Raw genomic sequence first — 23567 nt, forward strand, 5'->3', positions numbered from 1 at the left:
CTCCCGTTACAGGACTATGAAATCCGGTTTCCCAATGTCTGATTGGCAGAAGCTGCAATCAAGGGAACCGGAGGCCTGATCCGCAACTGACTGTCCACGACACGATGTCGGAACTTCCGCTTCCCTGACATTCAAAAAAGACAAAAAGCACAGGACACAGATGATGCAAAACAATAAGCGCTTTTTCCCGAACAAACTCCCGCTTGCGGCTGCGGTCACAGCTGCCATCATGGCTACGCCGGCCATCGCCGTTGATTTCCATGGCTACGCTCGCTCAGGCCTTTCCACCAACACCAGCAGTGGCGGAGAACAAACCTGTTTCGGTAGCGGTGCCAACGGCCACTTTGTTGGACGCCTTGCAGATGAATGCGACACTTATGCAGAGCTGGCCTTTGGCGACCAGCTCTTCAGTGAGGACGGTAAAACGTTCCGCTTCGACTCTATGGTTTCCTACGAAGCCATCAACCAGGGTAACGACTACCAGGCATTTGACGGCGCCGATGACGTCAACGGCGTCGATTTTGCGGGCCAGGAAACCACTCGCAACAACGGCAACCCGTATAGCGGCGGCGAAGTAGCGGTTCGTCAGCTTTACGTGTCAGGCACCAACGTCATCGAGTCGCTTCCTGGCGCTACGCTTTGGGCCGGCAAGCGTTTTTACAAGCGTCATGACGTGCACCAACTGGACCTGTTCTACATCAACAACTCCGGCTACGGTGCCGGCGTTGAAAACATCCAGGCCGGTGCTGGCCAGTTTTCCGCCGCATGGATCAACTTCGACAAACAGGAAAGCGACACCATCGTCCAGAACAATAAGCTGGACCTGCGCTACGCTTTTCCAGTTGGCGAAAGCACGCTCACACTGGCGGGCATCTATGGCATGGCTGACCTGACCGATGAACAGGAAGCCGCCGGCATCATGGACGAAGATGGCTTCTTCGGTACCATTGAGCTGGCATCAGGCTTCATGGGTGGCTTTAACAAATTCGTCCTGCAGTATGCGACCGACTCACTGGGCGAAGCCGCCTTTGCCAACCAGGGTGGTAACGCAAGCCTCAACGCCCCCTACTACGATGGCACGCTCGAAAAGAGCTGGCGCGTATTGAACCATGGTGTAATCAAACTCGGAGGCCCTTGGGAACTTGGCTACTCCGCCCTGTATTCCAAAGGTGAAACTTACGGTCCGATCAACGAAGAGGAACCCACCCGCCTGAGTGTTGTTGCTCGCCCGATCTACAACTGGAACTCCGTGACCAGCACAGCTCTGGAAATCGGCTATGAGGATGTGCACCAGCCCTACAACGACGAAGAAACCGACCTGCAGAAAGTTGCCATTGCGCAACAGTGGAGCGCAGGCCCCGGTTACTGGGCACGCCCGGTAATCCGTGCCTATGCGGCAGCGTTCTTCGGCGATCAGGCGGAAGCCGCTCGCAGTGAGGGCATCGATGGCGACATCCAGATTGGTGCCCAGATCGAAGCCTGGTGGTAAGGCTCTAAACACCACACACTCTCGTTGGACCTCCTTGGGCCGGCTTTTCAGCCGGCCCTTTTTTGTACGCGCCACTCCTCTATTCTCTACTCCCCATACGCCCCTCAGACTACGCCCGCAAAAGTCCGTTGCCGAAGGATGTGTGGCCGAGCTCTTCGCGCAACCATGATCCTGCAACGTTTGCGTACAGGTTCTGCCGGTTCGCAAGCAACATCCCAAACAACAACAATGGAAAAAGGATACGCGTTATGCCTGACCATAAACTGGTTGCAGGCGGCTGGGCCCTGGCTTTGTCCCTGGCTCTCGTCGGTTGCAACTCCGGTAGCAACAGCTCACCTTCCGACTCCGGCGACGGCGGAGGCGGGGACTCCACCGCCCTGCTGGAACCCGGCGACAACGAAGCCATCCTCTATTACAAACGCCCCGCCGGTGACTATGACGGCTGGGGACCTCACCTGTGGAATGACGCAGCAGCCGGTTGCGATGGGCTCGCCGAAGGCATTCCCACGGAATGGGCCAGCCCCCGTACTCCCAGCGGCGTGAATGATACCTACGGTGCCTACTACATCATCCCCATGCGCGAAGGCGGTGACTGCATGAACTTCATCATGCACAAGGGGGATGAAAAGGATCTGGGGGGTGACGACAAACGCTGGCACTTTGGCGCCCTGGGCAATCGCATTTTCACCGTCAGCGGCAGTCAATTGCTCTCTCCAGACCCCATTGAGGCTGAGGAACTCACCATTGATGGCGCCAAGGCACACTGGCTGGATGCCAACACTCTGGTGTTCGCGGACACCAGCAGCGCCGCCAGCGTGGAGCTCCGATACGATGCCGATGCTGGCATAACCGTCGATACCCCCAACAAAGCCCTTGCAGGCGGCAGCGTTATTGCGTTGAGCACTACTACCTTATCACCAGATCTGGAGGAGGCGTTTCCACACCTTGCGGGCTGGCCTGCCTACTCTGTCGATACCGACGCACAAACCAAAGCGGAAGCGCTTCGCGGCCAACTGGTTGCAGCCGCCTACAATAGCAGCGACGAATTGATATCCGCCACTCGCCTACAGATTCCGGGCGTTCTGGACGACCTACATGCCTATGATGGCACCCTTGGCGCCACCATTAATGGTTCCGATACTGAGTTCGCAGTTTGGGCACCAACGGCACAGAACATGCGTCTGCATGTGTTTAATGCCGACGGCAGCATAGTGAGTGGATATCCAGTCGACATGACGCGTGATAACAGCGTATGGAGGCATACCGGAAATACCGCCAATGTTGACCGCAAGTTCTATCAGTACGAAGTGACGGTCTACCATCCACGTACCGATGCCATCGAAACCACCATGACGTCGGACCCATACGCCCTGAGCCTTTCCGAAAACGGGGTGTATTCACAGGTCGTCGACCTGGATGACAGCGACCTGAAACCGGCCAACTGGGACAGCCTGACCCCACCGGCAGTGCAGGCTCCGGAAGACGTTGTCGTGTACGAGACTCATATTCGCGACTTCAGCGCCACCGACGAAACCGTTGCGGCTGCCAACCGGGGCAAGTACGCCGCCTTTACGGAATCCACCAGCGATGGCGTCGCTCACCTGGAAAGCCTGGCGAATGCCGGCATCACCCATCTCCACCTGCTGCCGTCTTTCGATATAGCAACGATCAACGAAGACCCGGCCGAGGTGGTCAATATCGACGACGACTTCAGCAAGCTGTGCGACCTTTCCGACGAAGCTGCAGCGAACTACGCGGACCTCTGCAGCAGTGGCGACACCATCCGCACGGTCCTGGCGTCCTTCGACCCTGCAACCGGCGATGCCCAGGCGCTGTATGGCACTTTTCGTGGCCTCGACAGCTTCAACTGGGGCTATGACCCGGTGCACTACACCGTTCCCGAGGGCAGCTATGCCTCCGATGCCAACGGCGTGACCCGGATACGGGAATTCCGTGAAATGGTGCAGTCCGCCACCAATCTGGGTCTGAACGCGGTCCTGGATGTGGTCTACAACCACACCAACGCCTCCGGGCTTGCCGACAAGTCGGTTCTCGACAAACTGGTCCCCGGCTACTACCACCGCCAGAATCCCGAAACCGGCGTTGTTGAGCAGTCAACCTGCTGTGAAAACACCGCGTCCGAGCACCGGATGATGGAAAAGCTGATGATCGACTCCCTGGTCACCTGGGCGTCGGCATACGGCATTTCCGGATTCCGATTCGACCTGATGGGACACCATATGCTGTCGAATATGGAGAAGGCGCTGGATGCCGTAACTGCGGTCGATCCAGACACTTACTTCTACGGCGAGGGCTGGAACTTCGGTGAAGTCGCCAATAATGCTCGTGGCGTCAACGCCATCCAGCCAAACATGCCCGGCACGGGCATCGGCTCCTTCAACGATCGCCTGCGTGACGCCGTACGTGGTGGTGGCCCCTTCGATGGCGGTGACGCACTGCGCGCCAACCAGGGCTTCAGCAATGGTCTGTTCAGCATCCCCAACGACCGCAACAGCGGCAGTGACGCTGAGAAAACCCGCCTACTGCAGATCAGCGACTGGATCCGCGTTGGCATTGCCGGCAGCCTGAGCGACTATTCGCTGGTCACCGCCGATGGTTCTACAAGGACCGGAGCGGAGATCGATTACAACGGCCAGAATGCCGGGTATACCAGCGACCCCCAGGAAATCATCAACTACGTTTCCAAGCACGACAACCAGACGCTCTGGGACAACAACCAGTACAAGGCGGATTTCGCCACCACGCTTCAGCAACGTGCCCAGATGCAGGTGGTGGGCCTTTCCGTCCCCATCCTCAGCCAGGGCATTCCCTTCATCCATATGGGCTCGGAATTGCTGCGTTCCAAATCCATGGAAAGGGACAGTTACGATTCCGGCGACTGGTTTAATGAAGTCGACTTCAGTTACCAGGAAACCGCCTGGAATCGTGGCCTGCCCCGTCAGGACAAGGACGGCGCGAACTGGGACCTGATCACCGAGATCATCGGCCAGTTCCAGGCCGGCCCAACGCCAAGCGAGATCGACTACACCCGCGAGCAGGTCGAGAAGTTGCTGATCGTTCGTAGCGAAAGCGAGCTTTTCCGTCTACGCACCGCCGAACAGGTCAGTGAACGACTGTCGTTCCACAACACCGGACCCAGCCAGGTACCCGGCGTAATTGCCTTCAGTCTGGACGATGGCCCCGACAACGGCCTGACCGATCTGGACAGCGACGTGGATCAGGTCGTCGTGGTGATCAACAGCACAGGGACCCAACAGGCACTGGACACCAGCCTTAATGAGGCCTTTTCCGTGATGGCGGACACCTCCCCGGAACAGACCGCTGCAGCAGCGAACGGCACCTTCACGGTTCCCGCCCTGTCAGTGGCTGTATTCAATCGATAAGGCCGCTGACAACGGCACCTGGCGGCCCCATGGAGGAACAGGTTCCATGGGGCCAGCAACCACAAAGGAGACAATCATGAACAGGAAACTCACAACATTGGCTCTGGCCTCGGTTATGGCCATCACTGCCGGCTGCGCCACCACCGGTGGTGAACGGGACTACAGCAAATCCTTGTATCTACGTGGGCAATTTGCCTGGTGGGATGCACTGCCGGAATACAAGGTCAAGAAAGTGGACAACGGGCTCTATCGCACAGAAGTGGAACTCAAGGCTGATGGGCAACCCTACGAGTTCAAATTTGGTGATGCCAACTGGACGTCGGGCACCAATTGCGGCTATCTGTCGGAAGAAGACAAGGATGTTCAGTTGAACAAACCGGTAAAGACTAATTGCTCCGCGGTCTTCGAAAACTTCCGCTTTACCCCGCCCGAGACCGGTACCTATGGGTTCTACTTCGATGTACGCGGGGAAACGCCCGAAATCTACATCGACGAGGCCAACGAAAAAAGCCCGGGGCGTTGCCCGGGCCTCTCGTGCAATGCAACAAGGCACCCGATACCGGGTGCCTTGTTGTTACGGCCGTTCTACTTCGGCGTTCTCCCTGAGGAACTGCTGATACGCCTGATACTCGCGCTGCCCCTCAAGCGATGCCAGGAAACCGCGAAGCTGCTGGAATTCACCACCATCACGGCTCACGTCACCCTCGTTAACTGCATCGAGAGCCACGATGGTCGCGCTGTCACCAGACACCACGGAACCGTATACATTGTTACCATCGCCAGGGCGCTGAAGTGAAAATACCTGGGACATTACGGCACCACCGAGCGCTGGGTTACTCCTGGGCTGATCTTCATAGGATTGCCACTCGTCAAGCCCCAGCTCTCCAACGTTCTTGCCGGATTGGAGGTCAGCGATGATAGCATCAGCACGCTCGCTGAGCGCTTCGCGAGTCTTCTGACTGGTCAGTGCCGCACGAATCTCGTCGGCCACTTCCTCAAGCGGCTGCTGTTGCGCCTCTTGGTACTCACCCACCCGCGCAACGACGGACATGTTGTCGCCGACGTCAATCAGCTCAGTGTTAAACCCTTCGGTCAATACGTCCTCGGAAAACAACTGGCGGATCAGGCCCGCGTGGTCAAAGGGCGCTTCACCTCCATCCCGGGTGATACCACTCTTTTCCCTCACTTCGAGACCCAGCTCCTCTGCAGGACCGACCAGATCGTCAGCCGCATAGGCCAGGTCAGCGAGCTCTGAACGAACTTCGGCAAAACGCTCGGTGGCCTCACGCTGGGCAAGCTCACGGCGGAGTTGGTCCTCCAGTTCCGCCAATGGGGGCGCTTCGGTTTTCTGCACGTCCTCAAGCTTGATGAGATGTACACCGAAGCTGGTGGACACCGGATCGGATACTTCCCCTTCTTCAAGTGCAAACAGGGCTTCTTCAAAGGCCGGATCGTAGACACCGCGCTCAGCAAAGCCCAGATCGCCCCCCTGCTCTGCGGAAACCGTGTCCACGGAAAATTCCTCAGCAAGGGTTGCAAACGATTCACCAGCTTCCAGACGCTCCTGAATCGTCGCCATGGTCTCTTCAGCGTTCTCTCCATCCTCAATCAGGATGTGTGAGGCGCGTCGTTCTTCGCGGGCCAGCTCAGAGGACCGCTGTTCATAATAGTCACGCAGTTGATCATCGCTGACATCGATGGATTCAGCGAGTGTCGTCAGTGACAAAACAATGTAACTGGCATCCACGCTCTCAGGCAGGTTGAAGGCGCCCTGGTTCTCATCGTAGTAAGCTTCTACATCGGACTCGGTCACGTCCACTTGATCGCTCACAGCACCTGCAGAGAGCGTTGTCACACGGAAGTCACGGGTCTGGTTCTGAATCCGCAGCAACTGAGCCACATTTTCATCCGTCACAACACCGCTCTGAGAGATACCGGCACGGATCTGGTTAACCACATACTGCTTGCGCATGGTTTCGCGGAACTCCGCAACGCCCATTCCCATATTCCTGACCGCAGACACAAACCGGTCGCGATTAAAGGTACCGTCGACCTGGAACTGGGGCATCTGGGTGATCAGGGAGTCAATATCGGCATCGGAGAGCTCGAGCCCCTGGTCTTCGGCGTTCAGGGTCATCACTTTTTGCTGGATCAGGGCATCGAGAACATTCTGACGCACCTGATCTTCATCCAGCAACGACGGATCTGGATTCTCCATTTCTGACAGGCGGCGTTGACTCTCGATCTGTACAACCCGGAGGAACTCCCTCTCGGTGATGTCTTCCCCATTAACCGTTGCCACTTCAGGCTCGCCGGAAAAACCACCGACAATCGCGTCCATTCCCCAGATAGAAAGTGAAACAATCAGAAGGCCAATGATGATTTTGGCAATGGTGCCCTGGGCATTTTCCCGAATATCTTGAAGCATGTCTCTCCCGGATCCCTGATCAAAGTCTGTGAGGGTCTCTTAACGTAAAAAGGCGCATTCTTTCAGGAATGCGCCTTGAATTCATCCGGAGCAGGCTGGCAGCGGTATCGCCACCGGGCCAACCGCTCCGACAATGACCGGGAACCCCGGACATTGCCAGATGAAAGAGTCCGTTACTTAACGGAGTCTTTCAGGGCCTTACCTGCCTTGAACCCAGGCACCTTGGAGGCCGGGATCTTGATCTCGGCACCCGTCTGCGGGTTACGGCCGGTACGAGCGGCACGCTCTTTAACAGAGAAAGTACCAAAACCAATCAGGGTTACCTGATCGCCTTTTTTAAGGGCACCGGTGATGGAGGTGGTCATGGCATCCAGAGCACGGCCAGCAGCGGCTTTGGAGATATCTGCGGATTCTGCAATTGCATCGATCAGTTCGGACTTGTTCACACTAAACCCCTTCGATTTCAGGTTGAAGATGTTATAGGTTGGTTTGTTGTTTCCTGGACGTTCCCGACTATCGCATAAGCTGTCAGAGAATTCCATTCTTCACTATTTTTATTCCTTTCGGTTACTAACCGGTATTCGGAATAGGCATTGACTGCGCGGGAGCCCTTGATATTGGCTGCTTCACGGCGAAACAGTTATACCAATGGGCTCTCTCGCATGTCAACAATACAACGCGTGTTTAATGTGTATTTATGCGCTCTGCAGCGTCGCCGTCTTCGTCACGGGGCTTACCTGTACCCGTTTCTGAGGACGAATCTTCGGTGCGGGGTTCCGGCGGATAGGCCAGTGCAATATCGAGCACCTCGTCAATCCATTTGACCGGCCGAATTTCCAGTGATTCCTTGATATTGTCCGGTATCTCTTTGAGATCACGGGCATTTTCATCAGGTATAATGACCGTCTTTATACCGCCTCTATGGGCCGCCAACAGCTTCTCCTTGAGCCCTCCGATGGGCAGAACCCGACCACGCAGGGTGATCTCACCCGTCATCGCTACGTCGGCCCGAACCGGAATCTGGGTCAATGAAGAAACCAGTGCCGTGCACATGCCGATACCGGCGCTAGGACCATCTTTTGGCGTCGCGCCCTCGGGAACATGGACGTGCAGATCGTGTTTCTCATGGAAATCGTCACTGATACCCAATCCCAGCGCACGACTTCTGACCACTGTCAGGGCGGCCTGGATTGACTCCTGCATTACATCGCCCAGGGAGCCGGTCTTGACCACCCGCCCCTTGCCTTTGGTCAGCGCGCATTCCAGGGTCAGCAACTCACCACCGACCTGGGTCCAGGCAAGGCCTGTCACCTGCCCGACCTGATTCTTCTCCTCGGCCAAACCATACTTGAACTTCTTGACGCCGGAATAGTCCTCAAGCATCTCCGGCGAGAGCGTCACAGAGGCCTTGTCACCGCTTTCAACATGATCACGCACCACTTTACGGCAGATCTTGGCGATCTCCCGCTCAAGACCGCGTACGCCGGCCTCACGGGTGTAGTAGCGAATCAGGTCACGAAGCGTTTGCTCCGGCATGTCCAATTCGTTTTTGCGAAGGCCGTTGGCCTTTACCTGCTTGGGCAACAGATACTTCAGCGCAATATTGACCTTTTCGTCCTCGGTGTACCCCGGAATACGGATTATTTCCATGCGGTCCAGGAGCGCCGGCGGAATGTCCATGGAGTTCGACGTGCACACGAACATCACATCGGAGAGATCGTAATCGACCTCCAGGTAATGGTCGTTGAAGGTGTGGTTCTGTTCCGGGTCGAGCACTTCCAGCAACGCTGACGCCGGGTCGCCACGATGATCCATGCCCATTTTGTCGATCTCATCGAACAGGAACAGCGGGTTCTTCACACCCACCTTGGACAGTTTCTGCAACAGCTTGCCCGGCAAAGCCCCGATATAGGTTTTGCGATGGCCGCGAATCTCCGCTTCATCACGAACGCCACCCAGTGCCATACGTGTGTACTTGCGATTTGTTGCGCGGGCGATCGATTGGCCAAGAGAGGTCTTACCAACACCGGGAGGACCTACCAGACAGAGAACTGGACCCTTCACTTTTTTCACCCGACTCTGGACAGCCAGATACTCCAGAATCCGCTTCTTAACTTCGTCCAGGCCGTAGTGATCCTCATCCAGGATGTCGCGGGCCTTTTCGATGTCGTGGCGAACACGACTGCGCTTTTTCCACGGAATAGCCAACATCCAGTCGATGTAACCGCGCACTACCGTTGCCTCTGCGGACATCGGCGACATCATTTTTAACTTGTTCAGTTCCGCTTCGGTTTTCTTGCGGGCCTCTTCAGGCAAGCCGGCTTCTTCAAGTTTCTGCTCGAGCTCTTCAAAATCGTTGTTGCCCTCACCGAGACTACCCATCTCTTTCTGGATGGCTTTCATCTGCTCGTTAAGGTAGTACTCACGCTGACTGCGCTCCATCTGTTTCTTGACGCGGCCGCGGATACGCTTCTCGACTTCAATCAGGTCAATTTCCCCGTCCAGCTTGCCCAACAGCAAATCAACGCGTTGACGAATCTCAAGCGCTTCCAGAAGCTCTTGCTTCTCGGGAATTTTCAATTCGAGGTGGGCCGCCATGGTATCTGCAAGGCGTTCAAGCTCATTAATCCCTGTCAGCGCGTTGGAGACTTCAGAGGGCACTTTCCTGGAGAGCTTCACATACTTCTCGAACTCGTCCATCAGGGTTTTGACCAGGACTTCTTCTTCCCTGGCCGGCAGGGAGTCCTCATCCATCAGCATGGCCGTGCCGGAGAGATATTCGCCATCGGCGATGCCGGTAATGGTTGCACGGGCGTTACCCTCCACCAAGACCTTAACGGTGCCATCCGGCAACCTGAGCATTTGCAATACCGTGGCAACGGTGCCCATGGCAAATACGTCATCCGGGCCTGGCTCGTCCGTTGACGCATCTCTCTGCGCCACCAGCAGGATTTCCTTGTTGCCCTCCATGGCCGCTTCCAGTGCCTGTATGGACTTTTCCCGGCCCACAAAAAGCGGCACCACCATGTGCGGGAACACCACCACATCTCTCAGTGGCAACAGCGGGTATTCTTGCACGGATTCTTCAGGTATCAGGGTCATAGAAAATCCTCTGACGATGTTTGATTCAGCATATCACCCTTCATTGGGGCGACAGCAAAAATTGCAATCTTTTTACGCCCTCACGCACCACTTCCGGGCCCGGTCCGGGCATAAAAAAAGGGCGTTTCCGCCCTTTTTTAAACGCCGACTCACCAGAGCATCAATCTTCTGGCACTGCCTTGGCGTGGTCGCTGCTCGCATAGATCTTGAAGGGCTCGGATTGACCGCTGATAACGCTCTCATCGATAACCACCTTGGAGACGTCATGCTCAGAAGGAATCTGATACATGGTATCCAGCAATGTGGCTTCCATGATGGAACGAAGACCACGAGCGCCGGTTTTACGCTCCATGGCCTTGCGGGCAACGGCCCGCAGCGCATCTTCGCGGAAGTCCAGCTCCACGCCTTCCATATCAAACAGCTTCTGATACTGCTTGGTCAGTGCGTTCTTGGGCTCAGTCAGGATCTGGACAAGCGCTTCTTCATCCAGTTCTGTGAGAGTCGCCACAACAGGCAGACGACCGACAAATTCCGGGATCAGGCCGTATTTGACCAGGTCCTCGGTTTCGACATCCTTAATGATATCGCCCGTATTCTTGGCGTCGTCCGGACTCTTCACCAGCGCAGAGAAACCAATACTGCTGCGCTCTGAGCGCTCCTGGATCACCTTATCCAGGCCAGCAAAGGCGCCGCCGCAGATAAACAGCATGTTGCCGGTGTCCACCTGCAGGAACTCCTGCTGCGGGTGTTTGCGGCCACCCTGGGGCGGAACCGATGCCACGGTGCCCTCGATCAGCTTGAGCAGAGCCTGCTGAACGCCTTCACCGGACACATCCCGGGTAATAGACGGGTTGTCAGACTTGCGGGAAATCTTGTCAATTTCGTCGATGTACACAATGCCTCGCTGGGCCTTGTCGACATCGTAATCGCATTTCTGCAGAAGCTTCTGGATGATGTTCTCCACGTCTTCACCGACGTAGCCTGCTTCGGTCAGCGTGGTCGCATCGGCAATGGTGAAGGGAACATTCAGCATCCGGGCCAGCGTCTCGGCAAGCAGGGTTTTACCACTACCCGTCGGGCCGATCAGCAGGATATTACTCTTGCCAAGCTCTACCTCAGCTTTGCCCTCACCGTAGCGAAGACGCTTGTAGTGGTTATAGACCGCTACGGATAGCACCACCTTGGCCCGGTCCTGGCCGATCACGTATTCATTCAGCGTGTCGCGGATTTCAGCGGGTGTCGGAAGACGATCACTGGCCTCTTCCTGTGCATTCTCCTGGATCTCCTCCCGGATAATATCGTTGCACAGGTCGACGCACTCGTCGCAGATGAACACCGAGGGCCCTGCAATGAGCTTACGGACTTCATGCTGGCTCTTTCCACAAAACGAGCAGTACAGCAACTTGCCGTTATCGTCGCCTCTGCCGTTTCTTTCATCTGCCATTGAAATACCTCTGAGCTTGGTTTGCTGGCGCACTCACCTCAATACGCCAGCAGGGAATGTTGCGATTACCTTCAGTATTATTTATTCGGTACACGCTTATCAAGTATAGAATCAATCAGCCCGTAGTCCTTCGCCTGCTGAGGATCCATGAAATTATCACGGTCCGTATCCTTGGCGATGGTGTCCAGCTTCTGGCCGGTGTGATGGGCCAGAATGGAATTCAGAGTGTGCCGGATCTTCAGGATCTCACGTGTGTGGATCTCAATATCCGTTGCCTGCCCCTGATAACCACCTAACGGTTGATGAATCATAACCCGCGAATTCGGCAGACAGGCACGCTTGCCCTCTGCACCACCCGCCAGCAGGAACGCGCCCATGCTGGCAGCTTGGCCAACACACAGCGTGGCCACATCGGGCTTGATGAACTGCATGGTGTCATAGATAGACATGCCCGCAGTAACGGAGCCGCCCGGGCTATTGATGTACAAATGAATATCTTTATCCGGGTTCTCGGACTCCAGGAACAGCAACTGAGCCACAATCAGGTTGGCCATATGGTCTTCAACCGGACCCACCAGGAAAATTACCCGCTCTTTTAACAGACGGGAAAAAATGTCAAAAGAACGTTCGCCTCGTGCGGTCTGCTCGATAACGATTGGTACCAGGCCGGAATTGGTAACCATTGCGGGACCATCAATTGGTGTCTGCGTCATGATGCGCGTGAACTCCTTCTGGACAATGGAGTGGCTTTTTTTATTCGCCACCGCTTATAAATCAGCTACGCCTCGTCTTCTTATCATGGCTAGCTATTACTGTGCCAGCACCAGGCCAAGATGAAAACAGCCGGACGTGCCGGCTGTTATACTTCCCAGGCATGCTGGGGCCAATCTGTAATGGCCCCGCCTTCTTTAACCCTGCTGCTGACCAGCCTGGATAGCCTCTTCGTACTTAAGCTTCTTCTCCTTGACCTTGGCCTGGTCAAGAATCAGATCAACAACCGTATCTTCAAGAACAGATGACTCGATCTGCTGCTTCTGCTCTGGGCTGCTGTTGAAATGCGCCACAACCTCTTCAGGTTGTTCATACGTTGACGCAATTTCCTGGATCTTTTCATCCACTTTAGCAGGATCTGCCTTCAGGTCATTTTGCTTGACCACTTCCTGGAACAGAAGGCCTGTTTTCACACGGCGACGAGCCTGCTCTTCGAAGATTTCCTTAGGCAACTGCTGGAAGTCAACCTGGCCGCCGAACCGCTGTACTGCGTCCTGGCGCAGGCGATCAATTTCCTGATCCACCAGGGCCGTAGGTACTTCAAGCTCGGTGCTTTCAAGAAGCCCCTCAACCACGTCATTCTTGACCTTGTTGGAGACCGCCTGCTTGAGCTCACGCTCCATGTTCTTTTGCACTTCTTCACGGAACGTGGCTTCGTCTTCGGCGTCGATACCAAATTTCTTGAAGAATTCTGCGTCCAGCTCCGGTAGCTGCGGCTCCTGAACATCGTGAATCTTGATTTCGAATTTAGCAGGCTTGCCTGCCAGATCTTCGTTCTGATAGTCCTCCGGGAAGGTCACTTCGATCTCAAGCTCTTCACCAGCTTTACCGCCGACAATGCCTTTCTCGAAACCGGGGATCATCTGGCCAGAACCGAGGGTCAGTTTGTGGTTCTCAGCAGCACCGCCTTCGAACTCTTCACCATCTACCGTGCCTTTGAAATCGATCAGTACAACATCCTTGTTCTTGGACTTGCGTTTGACCGACTTCATGGTGGCCTGCTGGCGACGCAGGTTGTCGATCATGGTGTCGACGTCTTTATCGCCAATTTCGGCTTTCGGCTTTTCCACGGAGATCTTGCTGAAATCACCCAGCTCCACTTCCGGCAATACTTCGAAAATGGCCACGAACTCGAGGTCCTTGCCCTCTTCCATGGTTTTTGGCTCAAACTTCGGCCATCCCGCTGGGTTGATGTCCTGCTCCTGCAGCGCCTTGATGTAGTTGTCGCGCATAACCTCGCCGACAATCTCCTGCCGGACGCTGTCACCAAAACGACGCTTCACCACACGCATGGGCACCTTGCCCGGGCGGAAACCGTTCATTTTTACGGTGCGAGCGGTTTCCTGCAGGCGTTTCTGAACCGCCTGGTCGATTTCCTGGGCGGGCACACCGATTGTCATCCGACGTTCGATGTTGGAGGTCGTTTCAACAGACACTTGCATGGAAGATCCTCAAATTACAGGTTCGGTATGTGAATGAAAGTAAAAGCTAAATTCGATTTCAGGACAAATCCCCTGAAAAGGACGAAAATTTAAAAGCGGGTAGTTTATCACGGTTTGCCGTGCCGAGAGAATCCACCTGTTACAGGCAACATCCGGGAATGCGGGCTCGCCGCTCTATCATCTGAAACGAGAGTTGGGGACTAAAACCAAAAAAGAAAGGGGGCTATACACATCAATGTGACAGGAATCACTCTCCAGCCACTTCTGTAACCCATAAAAAAACCCCCTCAGAATTTCTGAGAGGGTTTCTGATTTGGTACCTCGGGAGGGACTTGAACCCCCACGCCTTGCGGCAACAGGACCTAAACCTATCGTGTCTACCAATTCCACCACCGAGGCAAAAAAATCGGAATTCTCAACCTAAAAGAGCCATAGATCACTGCAAGCAGGAAAGTGGGGTGGACGAAGGGGTTCGAACCCTCGACCGCAGGAGTCACAATCCTGAGCTCTACCAACTGAGCTACGTCCACCACATCCAGACTACCGCCGGGCAGAGACCCCAACAGGCACTTCAGGTAAACTTTGCTGATTCGGTGTCTCCGGGACGGATCAAACCGTCTGCGGTATGGCGCGCCCGGCAGGACTCGAACCTGCGACCACCGGCTTAGAAGGCCGATGCTCTATCCAGCTGAGCTACGAGCGCATAAACCGTTCGCCCACCTGACTGTTCAATATCCTGGACTGACCAGAAAGTGGTCGGGGTAGAGAGATTCGAACTCCCGACATCCTGCTCCCAAAGCAGGCGCGCTACCAGACTGCGCTATACCCCGTCTCAACTGAACAACAGATACCTCAGCAAAGTTGGCGCGCATATTACCGGCGCCGAACCGGTCCGTCAACACGCATTTCGGGTTTTCGCCCTTCGATTGGCGACGGAGCCCAAGCATGAGACAATGCTGCGCCTTTATTTTCGCACAACTGACAAGACAAAGACATGAGCGCCAAACTGATCAACGGAAAAGACATCGCCGCTACTGTGCGACAACAGGTTGCGGCAGGAACTGAAGCCCGCAAGCAACAGGGGCTTCGCGCCCCCGGGCTGGCTGTGGTGCTGGTGGGCAACGACCCGGCCTCGCACGTATACGTAGGCAACAAGCGCAGGGCCTGTGACGAGGCGGGCATCATGTCGCTCTCCTACGACCTTCCGGAAGACACTTCACAGGAGGCCCTGGAGGCCCTGGTTGACGAGCTCAACGAGAACCCCGACGTGGACGGCATCCTGGTTCAGCTGCCCCTGCCTGACCATATGGACGCCGACCCCATTCTCGTAAAGATTCGCCCTGACAAGGACGTGGACGGCTTCCACCCCTACAACATCGGCCGCCTGATGCAGCGCAAACCTGCCCTGAGGCCTTGCACACCAGCAGGCGTCATTACCCTGCTGGACAGCGTAGACACCCCTTACAAGGGCCAGCACGCCGTTATCGTGGGCGCATCCAACATCGTCGGCCGCCCCATGACCATGGAGCTGCTGCTCAAAGGCGCCACAGTGACGATATGCCACCGGTTTACCGACGACCTTGAGAAGTTTGTGCGGGAAGCCGACATTCTGATTGCCGCAGTCGGAAAGCCGGGGCTGATCAAGGGTGAGTGGGTCAAACCCGGAGCAACCGTGATTGATGTGGGAATCAATCGGATGGAAGACGGCAAGCTGCGTGGAGATGTGGATTTCGCCGCAGCGTCAGAGCGGGCTGCGTACATCACCCCGGTGCCAGGTGGCGTAGGCCCCATGACAATTGCCACGCTACTGCAGAACACGCTCTATGCAGCGAACGAGTTACACAAGGATTAATCCGGCCCCACAAAAAACCCCGCATTCGCGGGGTTTTTTGATCGCCGGCCCTGATTACTGACCGTACTTCTCTTTCGCCTTCAGACGATAGGCGTGCAAAAGCGGCTCGGTATAGCCATTCGGTTGCTCACGACCCTTGAGAACCAGATCCATGGCAGCCTGAAAGGCAATGCTGCCCTCAAACTCCGGCGCCATGTCACGGTAGGACGGGTCGTTCGCGTTCTGGCGATCAACCACTGCCGCCATGCGCCTCATGGTTTCGTTGATCTGCTCTTCGGTGCAGATACCGTGGTAGAGCCAGTTGGTCAGCAACTGCGATGCGATACGCAAGGTAGCGCGGTCTTCCATCAGGCCCACATCGTTGATATCGGGAACCTTCGAGCAGCCGACACCGCTGTCGATCCAACGCACCACGTAACCGAGAATACCCTGGGCGTTGTTGTCCAACTCCTGCTGGACCTCTTCCGCCGACAGGGATTTCGGATCATCCATAACCGGCACAGTCAGAATGTCATCCAGGTTGGCGCGGGTGCGGCTTTCCAGCTCTTTCTGGATATCCGCAACGCTCACCTGATGGTAGTGGGTGGCGTGCAGCGTAGCCGCTGTTGGTGACGGAACCCATGCGGTATTGGCACCGGCTTTCGGGTGGCCGATCTTGGCTTCCAGCATACCCGCCATCAAGTCAGGCATGGCCCACATACCTTTACCGATCTGGGCAACACCACGGAAACCGGTTTCCAGGCCGATGTCCACGTTCCACTGCTCGTAGGCCTGAATCCAGGCAGCCTGTTTCATCGGCCCCTTACGGATAAACGGCCCCAATTCCATGGACGTGTGGATCTCGTCACCAGTGCGGTCAAGGAAGCCGGTATTGATGAATACGGCACGTTCCCTGGCAGCATGGATACAGGACTTGAGGTTAACGGTGGTGCGCCGCTCTTCGTCCATGATGCCAACTTTCAGGGTGAAGGCCGGCAGACCAAGCGCATCTTCAACACGACCGAAGAACTCATTGGTAAACGCCACTTCTTCCGGACCGTGCATCTTCGGCTTGACGATGTAGACCGAACCGGTGGTGCTGTTCTGCAACTTGCCAGTACCTTTGAGGTCGTGAATCGCGATCAGCGAGGTCATCAGACCATCCATCAGCCCCTCAGGCACTTCACTGCCGTCTTTCAGCAGGATGGCCGGGTTGGTCATCAGGTGACCCACGTTACGCACAAACATCAGGCTGCGGCCTTTCAACACCAGCTCTCCGCCTTCCGGCTTGGTGTAGGCTCGATCACCGTGCATCTTGCGGGTGGTTTGCTGACCGCCTTTCTCGAAGGTTTCTTCCAGATCGCCCTTCATCAGGCCCAACCAGTTGCGGTAGGCCAGAGCCTTATCATCCGCATCCACGGCAGCGACGGAATCTTCACAGTCCATGATGGTGGTCAGAGCTGACTCCATCAGTACATCTTTTACATGCGCCCCGTCATCCTTCCCGATCGGGTGGCTGGCATCGACCTGAATCTCGAAATGCATGCCATTCTTGACCAACAGCACGCCCGTAGGTGCATCGGCGGCGCCGGTGTAACCCACAAAGCCGGACTCGTCTTTCAAGCCGGTAGACTCACCGTTCTGCAACTTGACCACCAGCTTGCCACCCTCAACCAGATACTGGGCTGCGTCTTTATGGCTGCCAGAAGCCAGCGGAGCGGAACTGTCCAGAAGGTTGCGAGCGAATTCAATGACCTTGGCACCGCGCACCGGGTTGTAGCCACGGCCTTTTTCGGCACCGTTTTCCTCGGAAATCGCATCAGTGCCATACAGCGCGTCGTAAAGACTACCCCAACGGGCGTTGGCAGCATTCAGCGCGAAACGGGCGTTCATCACCGGAACCACAAGCTGCGGGCCAGCCATGGTGGCCACTTCCGGATCCACATTTGAGGTGGAGATCTTGAAGTCGCCGGGCTCGTCAACCAGGTAGCCGATATCCTTCAGGAACGACTTATACTCGGCCATGTCGAGCTTCTGGCCCTTGTGGTCACGATTCCAGGCGTCCATTTTCTCCTGGATGTCATCGCGCTTGGCAAGCAGCTCTTTGTTACGGGGAGCCAATTCGTGAACAATCTTGTCGAACTCGGCCCAGAATTTGTCAGCGTCGACACCCGTGCCCGGAATTGCTTCGTTATTAACGAAATCGAACAGGTTCTTTGCGACCTGAAGGTCGCCGACTTGTACGCGTTCTGTCATCGTTGTTTGCCTCAGTGGGTTACTGTATTCCCTGCCCTTTTTACGGGTTTACCCGTCAGGGCCGTTATAATTCGAGGGCGGTATTGTACGGGAATTTCCCTACAAGGTCATTCCCGCGCCAACAACACGACCTTTGGTTGACATCATCCCCTGCGCCAGCTGGTGCCTTCGCGACTGTCGTCCAGGATAATGCCTTTATCGGCCAACTCATCTCTGATACGGTCCGCCTCGGCGAAATCTTTCTGCTTACGCGCATCCGCACGGGCCTGAATCATCGCCTCGATGTCGTCTGCACTGAGCTCGCCGCCGGTGTCGGCCTGGAAGTAGGCCTCCGGGTCCTGCTGCAACAAACCCAGAACACCACCGAGCCTAACAAGCACCGCCGCTTGCTCGTTAGCCTTTTCGTCGCGCCCTTCCCTGCGGTGCAGGTTGATTTCATTAGCAACGGCGTGAAGAACTGCTGCGGCCCCGGCAGTGTTGAAGTCGTCATCCATGGCCTCGGCAAAGCGCTGGTCGTGTTCCGTTTCCGCCACGCTCTTGGCAGGCACCAGACCACGCAAGGCATGGTAGAGCCGGGTGAGCGTACGCCCTGCTTCCGCGAGATTTTCTTCCGAGTAATCCACCTGACTGCGGTAATGGCTGGACACCAGGAAGTAGCGCACCACCTCCGGCGCATACTTCTCGAAGATCTCACGGATGGTGAAGAAATTACCCAGGGACTTGGACATTTTTTCCTTGTTCACCCGAATCGCGCCGGCGTGCATCCAGGTGTTCACGAAGGTATGGCCATTGGCGCACTCGGATTGGGCAATTTCGTTCTCGTGGTGCGGGAATAGCAGATCCGGCCCGCCACCGTGGATATCAAAGGTCTCGCCCAGGCAGCGGTTAGACATGGCCGAGCATTCAATATGCCACCCGGGCCGGCCGTCGCCCCAGGGTGACTCCCAGCTCACTTCACCGGGCTTGGCAGCCTTCCACAGAACAAAGTCCGCCGGGCTTCGCTTGGCTTCCTGAACATCTACCCTTGCACCGGCCACCAGATCCTCCAGCTTTTTCTTGCTGAGCTTGCCGTAGCCGGGGTAGGACTCCACCGCAAAGTACACATCACCATTATCGGCAGCATAGGCGTGCCCGCTGCTGACCAGCTTGTGAATCATGGCAACAATGTCATTAATGTAGTCGGTCGCGCACGGCTCTTCTGTCGGCGACAAAACACCCAGCTTGGCCTCATCCTCGTGCATGGCCTTGATCATGCGCTGGGTGAGGTCGCTATAAACTTCGCCATTCTCGTCGGCCCGGCGCAGGATCTTGTCGTCGATGTCAGTGATGTTGCGCACGTAATGGACATCGTAGCCGCTGTGACGCAAGTACCGCGTGATCACATCAAACGCCACCAACACCCGCGCATGCCCCAAATGACAGTAGTCATACACCGTCATGCCGCAGACATACATGCGAACCTTTCCTGGCTCGATCGGCTGGAACTCTTCCTTTTGCTGACTAAGGGTGTTGTAGATTCTAATCACGCTACGCTCGTTAAAAAATTGAATGAATGTATCACCGAATTTACTTGCTCTTTCCCCAGGAATCCCGGAGCGTCACCGTGCGGTTAAACACCGGACGGCCTGCTGCCGCAGTCAGTTCCTGATCGCAGAAGAAATACCCCTCACGCTCGAACTGATATGGCAAATCAGTACGGGGCTGGACCAAGCTCTTCTCTACTCTGGCGCCTTTGAGGACCACCAGAGACTCCGGATTGATCGAGTCCACAAAGTCAGTCTCTTTATCACTGTCCGGCGACTCATGGTTAAACAGACGGTCGTATTGATTGATATCCGTCTCAACGCTGTCTGTCGCAGATACCCAGTGAACCACGCCGTTCGGTTTATAGCCTTCGGGGTTAACGCCCAGAGTGCTCGGATCATACTCACACTTCAGCTCAACAATCTCACCATTGTCGTCACGGATAACCTCGCGACAGGTCATCACATAGCCACCACGCAGACGCACCGCCTGATCCGGAGCAAGACGCTTCCATTTACGGGGCGGCTCTTGTGCAAAATCTTCATGATCGATGTACAGAGTCTGGCTCCATGTCACTTCCCGCTCGCCCATATCCGGGTTCTGGGGGTGAACCGGCAACACCAGGGTTTCAGTCTTGCCTTCCGGGTAATTGGTCAGTGTTACTTTCAGCGGACGCATCACGCACATGGCGCGGGGCGCACGGGTGTTCAGGTCTTCGCGGATGGCGTGCTCCAGCATCCCCATATCCACGGTGCCGCCGGCCTTGTTGACACCGATCATGTCGCAGAAGGTACGGATGGACTCCGGGGTATAACCACGGCGGCGCATGCCGGAGATCGTTGGCATGCGCGGATCGTTCCAGCTGTCCACAAAGCCTTCGTCCACCAGACGCTTCAGTTTGCGTTTGCTGGTGATGGTGTAATTGAGGTTCAGCCGGGCAAATTCGATCTGCCGTGGCTGGCAGGGAGCTGAGATGTTGTCCAACACCCAATCATAGAGTGGGCGATGATCCTCGAATTCCAGGGTGCACAGAGAGTGCGTAATCCCTTCCATGGCATCGGAAATCGGGTGAGTGAAGTCGTACATCGGATAGATGCACCATTTATCACCAGTCTGATGATGGTCGGCGTAACGAATCCGGTAAAGAATCGGGTCCCGAAGATTGATGTTCGGGGACGCCATATCGATTTTGGCGCGCAGCACCAGTTCACCGTTCTGATACTTACCGGCTCGCATATCGCGGAACAGCTGAAGGTTCTCTTCAACCGGACGATCACGGAAGGGGCTGTTCTGGCCTGGTTCTTTAAGCGTGCCCCGGTACTCGGCCATCTGATCCGCAGTCAGTTCGCACACATAGGCCTTGCCCTTCTCAATCAACTCAACGGCGAAGTCGTAAATGGCGTCGAAATAGTCCGAGGCGTAGCGAACCTCCCCGGTCCATTCACAACCCAGCCAGTGAACATCCTGCTTGATAGCGTCGATATACTCCTGGGATTCCTTTTCCGGGTTGGTGTCGTCAAACCGCAGGGTGCATTCGCCGCCAAAGGTTTCAGCAATGCCGAAATTCAGGCAAATTGATTTGGCGTGGCCGATGTGCAGGTAACCGTTCGGCTCGGGCGGGAAACGGGTCACCACCTTACCTGCGTGCTCGCCTTTGGTAATGGCGTCTTCAATCAGGCTCTGGATGAAGTTATGGGCTTTCTTGGACTCAGCGCTCATACAATCTCAATCGTAGGGTGTGTATCTGAAACCGCGTATTATACTCACAAATCATTGCCTAACTCATGCACGCGCACAAACTCTTCAGTACAATAACGGCAACGTTGCTTTTTATACCTACTTGAACAGGAAACCCTGATGATTCTGCTGAAAACCTCCCACGGTGACATCACACTGGAACTGGATTACGACAAGGCCCCTGAGACCGCCAAAAACTTTGAACAGTACGTTCGCGACGGCTTCTATGACGGCCTGATCTTTCACCGTGTGATCAGCAACTTTATGGTTCAGGGGGGCGGTTTCGAGCCAGGCATGACCCCGCGCAAAACCCGCGAGTCCATTCAGAACGAAGCCAACAACGGCCTGAGCAACATGCAGGGCACCGTTGCCATGGCTCGCACCATGGACCCACACTCCGCCACGGCGCAGTTCTTTATTAACGTCGAGAATAACGGCTTCCTCGACCACACAGCGGAAAACGCCGAAGGCTGGGGTTACTGCGTTTTCGGTAAGGTTGTGGAAGGCATGGACACGGTGAACGCCATTCGTGCGGTGCGTACCACCATGCGCTCAGGCCACCAGGATGTACCGGCTGAAGACGTAGTGATCGAGAAAGCCGAGATCACAGAGGATGGAGGCGCGGCGTGACCACGCTGTTCATCTCTGATTTACACCTGGAAGAGTCTCGCCCGGACATCACCAACGCGTTCCTGGCATTTCTTGAAGAGAAGGCCCGGGGGGTGGAGCAACTCTACATCCTCGGCGACTTCTTCGAAGCCTGGATCGGTGACGACGAACGAACGCCCCTGCAGGAGCAAATTGCGACGGCACTGCGCGCGGTCAGCGACGCGGGCACCAAATTGTTCCTGATGCACGGAAACCGAGACTTTCTGATCGGCGAAGATTACTGCAACCGGATCGGTGCGACCCTGCTGGACGACCCGACGGTGGTGGATCTTTACGGCACACCCACCTTGCTGATGCACGGTGACAGCCTGTGTACCGCGGATGTGGAGTACCAAAAGTTCCGCGCCAACATGCGTAACCCGCAATGGCAGCAGATGATCCTTCAGCGCCCCCTTGCCGAACGCCAGCAGATGGCCCGCCAGTTACGGGAAATCAGCATGGCCAAGAACCAGGGCAAGGAAGAGTTCATCATGGACGTCACCCCGGATGAGGTGGTGAGGGAAATGGAAACGCACGGCGTGCTGCGCCTGATCCACGGTCACACCCACCGTCCGGCGGTTCACGAGCTGGACCTCGGCGGCAAGCCAGCAAAGCGGATTGTGCTGGGAGACTGGGACGAGAACGTCTGGTGGCTGGAAGTGGAACCGGACAAAGAGCCCGTGCTCACCAAACAACCACTGTAGAAAAGCCGGGCATCGCCCGGCTTTTTTATTCAGTGCTGCAGGATCTGTTTCAGGAACTTTTGGGTTCTTGGCTCCTGCGGGTTGGTGAAGAAGTCATGGGGCGGTGCTTCTTCAACAATCTCACCACCGTCCATGAAAATTACCCGGTCGGCTACCGTCTTGGCGAAACCCATCTCGTGGGTGACGCACAACATGGTCATGCCGCTGCCCGCCAGTTCGATCATAACATCCAGCACTTCCTTGATCATCTCAGGGTCCAGCGCGGACGTCGGCTCGTCAAACAGCATGATTTTCGGCTTCATACACAGCGCCCTGGCGATAGCCACCCGCTGTTGCTGACCGCCGGACAGCTGGCCTGGGAATTTGTTGGCTTGATCCGGAATTTTCACCCGTTCCAGATATTCCATCGCAGTGGCTTCGGCTTCCTTCCTCGGTGTTTTCCGCACCCAGATCGGTGACAGGCAGCAGTTCTCGAGCACCGTCAGATGCGGGAACAGGTTGAAGTGCTGAAACACCATGCCAACCTCGCGCCGAACGCTGTCGATCTGGCGCACATCGTCCGTCAGTTCGACGTCATCGACAATAATCTTGCCCTGCTGGTGCTCTTCCAGTCGGTTAATGCAGCGAATGAACGTGGACTTACCCGAACCGGAAGGGCCACATATAACAATCCGTTCACCGTGGCGGACTGTCAGGTTAAGGTCCTGCAGCACGTGGAAATCGCCGTACCACTTGTGCATGCCCTCCACCCGAATAATATCGGACTTGCCAACGTCCGAGGACGGCG

At 56.0% G+C, this 23567-nt stretch carries 15 protein-coding genes and 4 tRNA genes; 5 read left to right on the top strand and 14 right to left on the bottom strand.

Annotated features, from left to right (window positions below):
* Nucleotides 1–163 precede the first annotated feature (163 nt).
* Together AC0B60_RS05810 and pulA are read left to right on the top strand one after the other, a co-directional pair.
* Complete coding sequence (locus AC0B60_RS05810; RefSeq protein WP_465084787.1) at nt 164–1489, top strand: carbohydrate porin; 1326 nt, start codon at nt 164–166, stop codon at nt 1487–1489.
* Nucleotides 1490–1737: 248 nt separating this feature from the next.
* Nucleotides 1738–4893, top strand: a complete 3156-nt coding sequence (gene pulA, locus AC0B60_RS05815) for a pullulanase-type alpha-1,6-glucosidase (RefSeq protein ID WP_465084789.1) — start codon at nt 1738–1740, stop codon at nt 4891–4893.
* A gap of 574 nt (nt 4894–5467) precedes the next feature.
* Here the strand turns inward: pulA and AC0B60_RS05820 are convergent.
* The 10 genes from AC0B60_RS05820 to AC0B60_RS05865 all read right to left on the bottom strand — a co-directional run bounded on the left by AC0B60_RS05820 (nt 5468) and on the right by AC0B60_RS05865 (nt 14910).
* Nucleotides 5468–7321: a SurA N-terminal domain-containing protein gene (locus AC0B60_RS05820; RefSeq protein WP_465084790.1), complete on the bottom strand. Its 1854-nt coding sequence runs from the start codon at nt 7319–7321 to the stop codon at nt 5468–5470.
* Nucleotides 7322–7494: 173 nt separating this feature from the next.
* On the bottom strand, nt 7495–7767 hold the full coding sequence (locus AC0B60_RS05825; protein WP_036205867.1) for an HU family DNA-binding protein: 273 nt from the start codon (nt 7765–7767) through the stop codon (nt 7495–7497).
* A 238-nt stretch (nt 7768–8005) separates the two neighbouring features.
* Nucleotides 8006–10423: an endopeptidase La gene (gene lon, locus AC0B60_RS05830; RefSeq protein ID WP_465084792.1), complete on the bottom strand. Its 2418-nt coding sequence runs from the start codon at nt 10421–10423 to the stop codon at nt 8006–8008.
* A 160-nt stretch (nt 10424–10583) separates the two neighbouring features.
* The gene (clpX, locus tag AC0B60_RS05835) at nt 10584–11867 is read right to left on the bottom strand and encodes an ATP-dependent Clp protease ATP-binding subunit ClpX (RefSeq protein ID WP_465084793.1); all 1284 of its coding nucleotides are present in this window, start codon (nt 11865–11867) and stop codon (nt 10584–10586) included.
* Between the two features lie 77 nt (nt 11868–11944).
* A complete protein-coding gene (gene clpP / locus AC0B60_RS05840; protein WP_036205091.1) occupies nt 11945–12580 on the bottom strand; it encodes an ATP-dependent Clp endopeptidase proteolytic subunit ClpP in 636 nt (211 codons plus the stop codon).
* Nucleotides 12581–12775: 195 nt separating this feature from the next.
* Nucleotides 12776–14080 carry a trigger factor gene (gene tig, locus AC0B60_RS05845; protein ID WP_465084795.1) on the bottom strand — a complete coding sequence of 435 codons (1305 nt, stop codon included), beginning with the start codon at nt 14078–14080 and terminating at the stop codon, nt 12776–12778.
* A 314-nt stretch (nt 14081–14394) separates the two neighbouring features.
* Nucleotides 14395–14479 (bottom strand) — tRNA-Leu (locus AC0B60_RS05850).
* 55 nt (nt 14480–14534) lie between these two features.
* Nucleotides 14535–14610: transfer RNA gene (locus tag AC0B60_RS05855), tRNA-His, on the bottom strand.
* A gap of 96 nt (nt 14611–14706) precedes the next feature.
* A tRNA-Arg gene (locus AC0B60_RS05860) sits at nt 14707–14783 on the bottom strand.
* 50 nt (nt 14784–14833) lie between these two features.
* Nucleotides 14834–14910: transfer RNA gene (locus AC0B60_RS05865), tRNA-Pro, on the bottom strand.
* A gap of 164 nt (nt 14911–15074) precedes the next feature.
* Between AC0B60_RS05865 and folD the strand changes: the two genes are divergently transcribed.
* On the top strand, nt 15075–15932 hold the full coding sequence (gene folD, locus AC0B60_RS05870; protein WP_465084797.1) for a bifunctional methylenetetrahydrofolate dehydrogenase/methenyltetrahydrofolate cyclohydrolase FolD: 858 nt from the start codon (nt 15075–15077) through the stop codon (nt 15930–15932).
* Between the two features lie 54 nt (nt 15933–15986).
* Here folD and AC0B60_RS05875 read toward each other — a convergent pair whose 3' ends face one another.
* The 3 genes from AC0B60_RS05875 to AC0B60_RS05885 all read right to left on the bottom strand — a co-directional run bounded on the left by AC0B60_RS05875 (nt 15987) and on the right by AC0B60_RS05885 (nt 21410).
* Nucleotides 15987–18167 (bottom strand): malate synthase G, encoded by a 2181-nt coding sequence (locus AC0B60_RS05875; protein WP_465084799.1) that lies wholly within the window; start codon nt 18165–18167, stop codon nt 15987–15989.
* A 143-nt stretch (nt 18168–18310) separates the two neighbouring features.
* The gene (gene cysS, locus AC0B60_RS05880) at nt 18311–19693 is read right to left on the bottom strand and encodes a cysteine--tRNA ligase (RefSeq protein WP_465084801.1); all 1383 of its coding nucleotides are present in this window, start codon (nt 19691–19693) and stop codon (nt 18311–18313) included.
* A 40-nt stretch (nt 19694–19733) separates the two neighbouring features.
* Nucleotides 19734–21410, bottom strand: a complete 1677-nt coding sequence (locus tag AC0B60_RS05885; RefSeq protein ID WP_465084803.1) for a glutamine--tRNA ligase/YqeY domain fusion protein — start codon at nt 21408–21410, stop codon at nt 19734–19736.
* 138 nt (nt 21411–21548) lie between these two features.
* On the opposite strand from AC0B60_RS05885, the gene AC0B60_RS05890 reads away from it, so the two are divergent.
* Together AC0B60_RS05890 and AC0B60_RS05895 are read left to right on the top strand one after the other, a co-directional pair.
* On the top strand, nt 21549–22058 hold the full coding sequence (locus AC0B60_RS05890) for a peptidylprolyl isomerase (protein WP_465084804.1): 510 nt from the start codon (nt 21549–21551) through the stop codon (nt 22056–22058).
* The gene (locus AC0B60_RS05895; protein WP_465084806.1) at nt 22055–22780 is read left to right on the top strand and encodes a UDP-2,3-diacylglucosamine diphosphatase; all 726 of its coding nucleotides are present in this window, start codon (nt 22055–22057) and stop codon (nt 22778–22780) included. Before AC0B60_RS05890 ends, AC0B60_RS05895 begins: the two co-directional genes overlap by 4 nt.
* Before the next feature lie 29 nt (nt 22781–22809).
* Here AC0B60_RS05895 and AC0B60_RS05900 read toward each other — a convergent pair whose 3' ends face one another.
* On the bottom strand, nt 22810–23520 hold the full coding sequence (locus tag AC0B60_RS05900; protein WP_199447520.1) for an amino acid ABC transporter ATP-binding protein: 711 nt from the start codon (nt 23518–23520) through the stop codon (nt 22810–22812).
* Nucleotides 23521–23567 lie beyond the last annotated feature (47 nt).

The organism is Marinobacter sp. V34 (assembly GCF_055524115.1).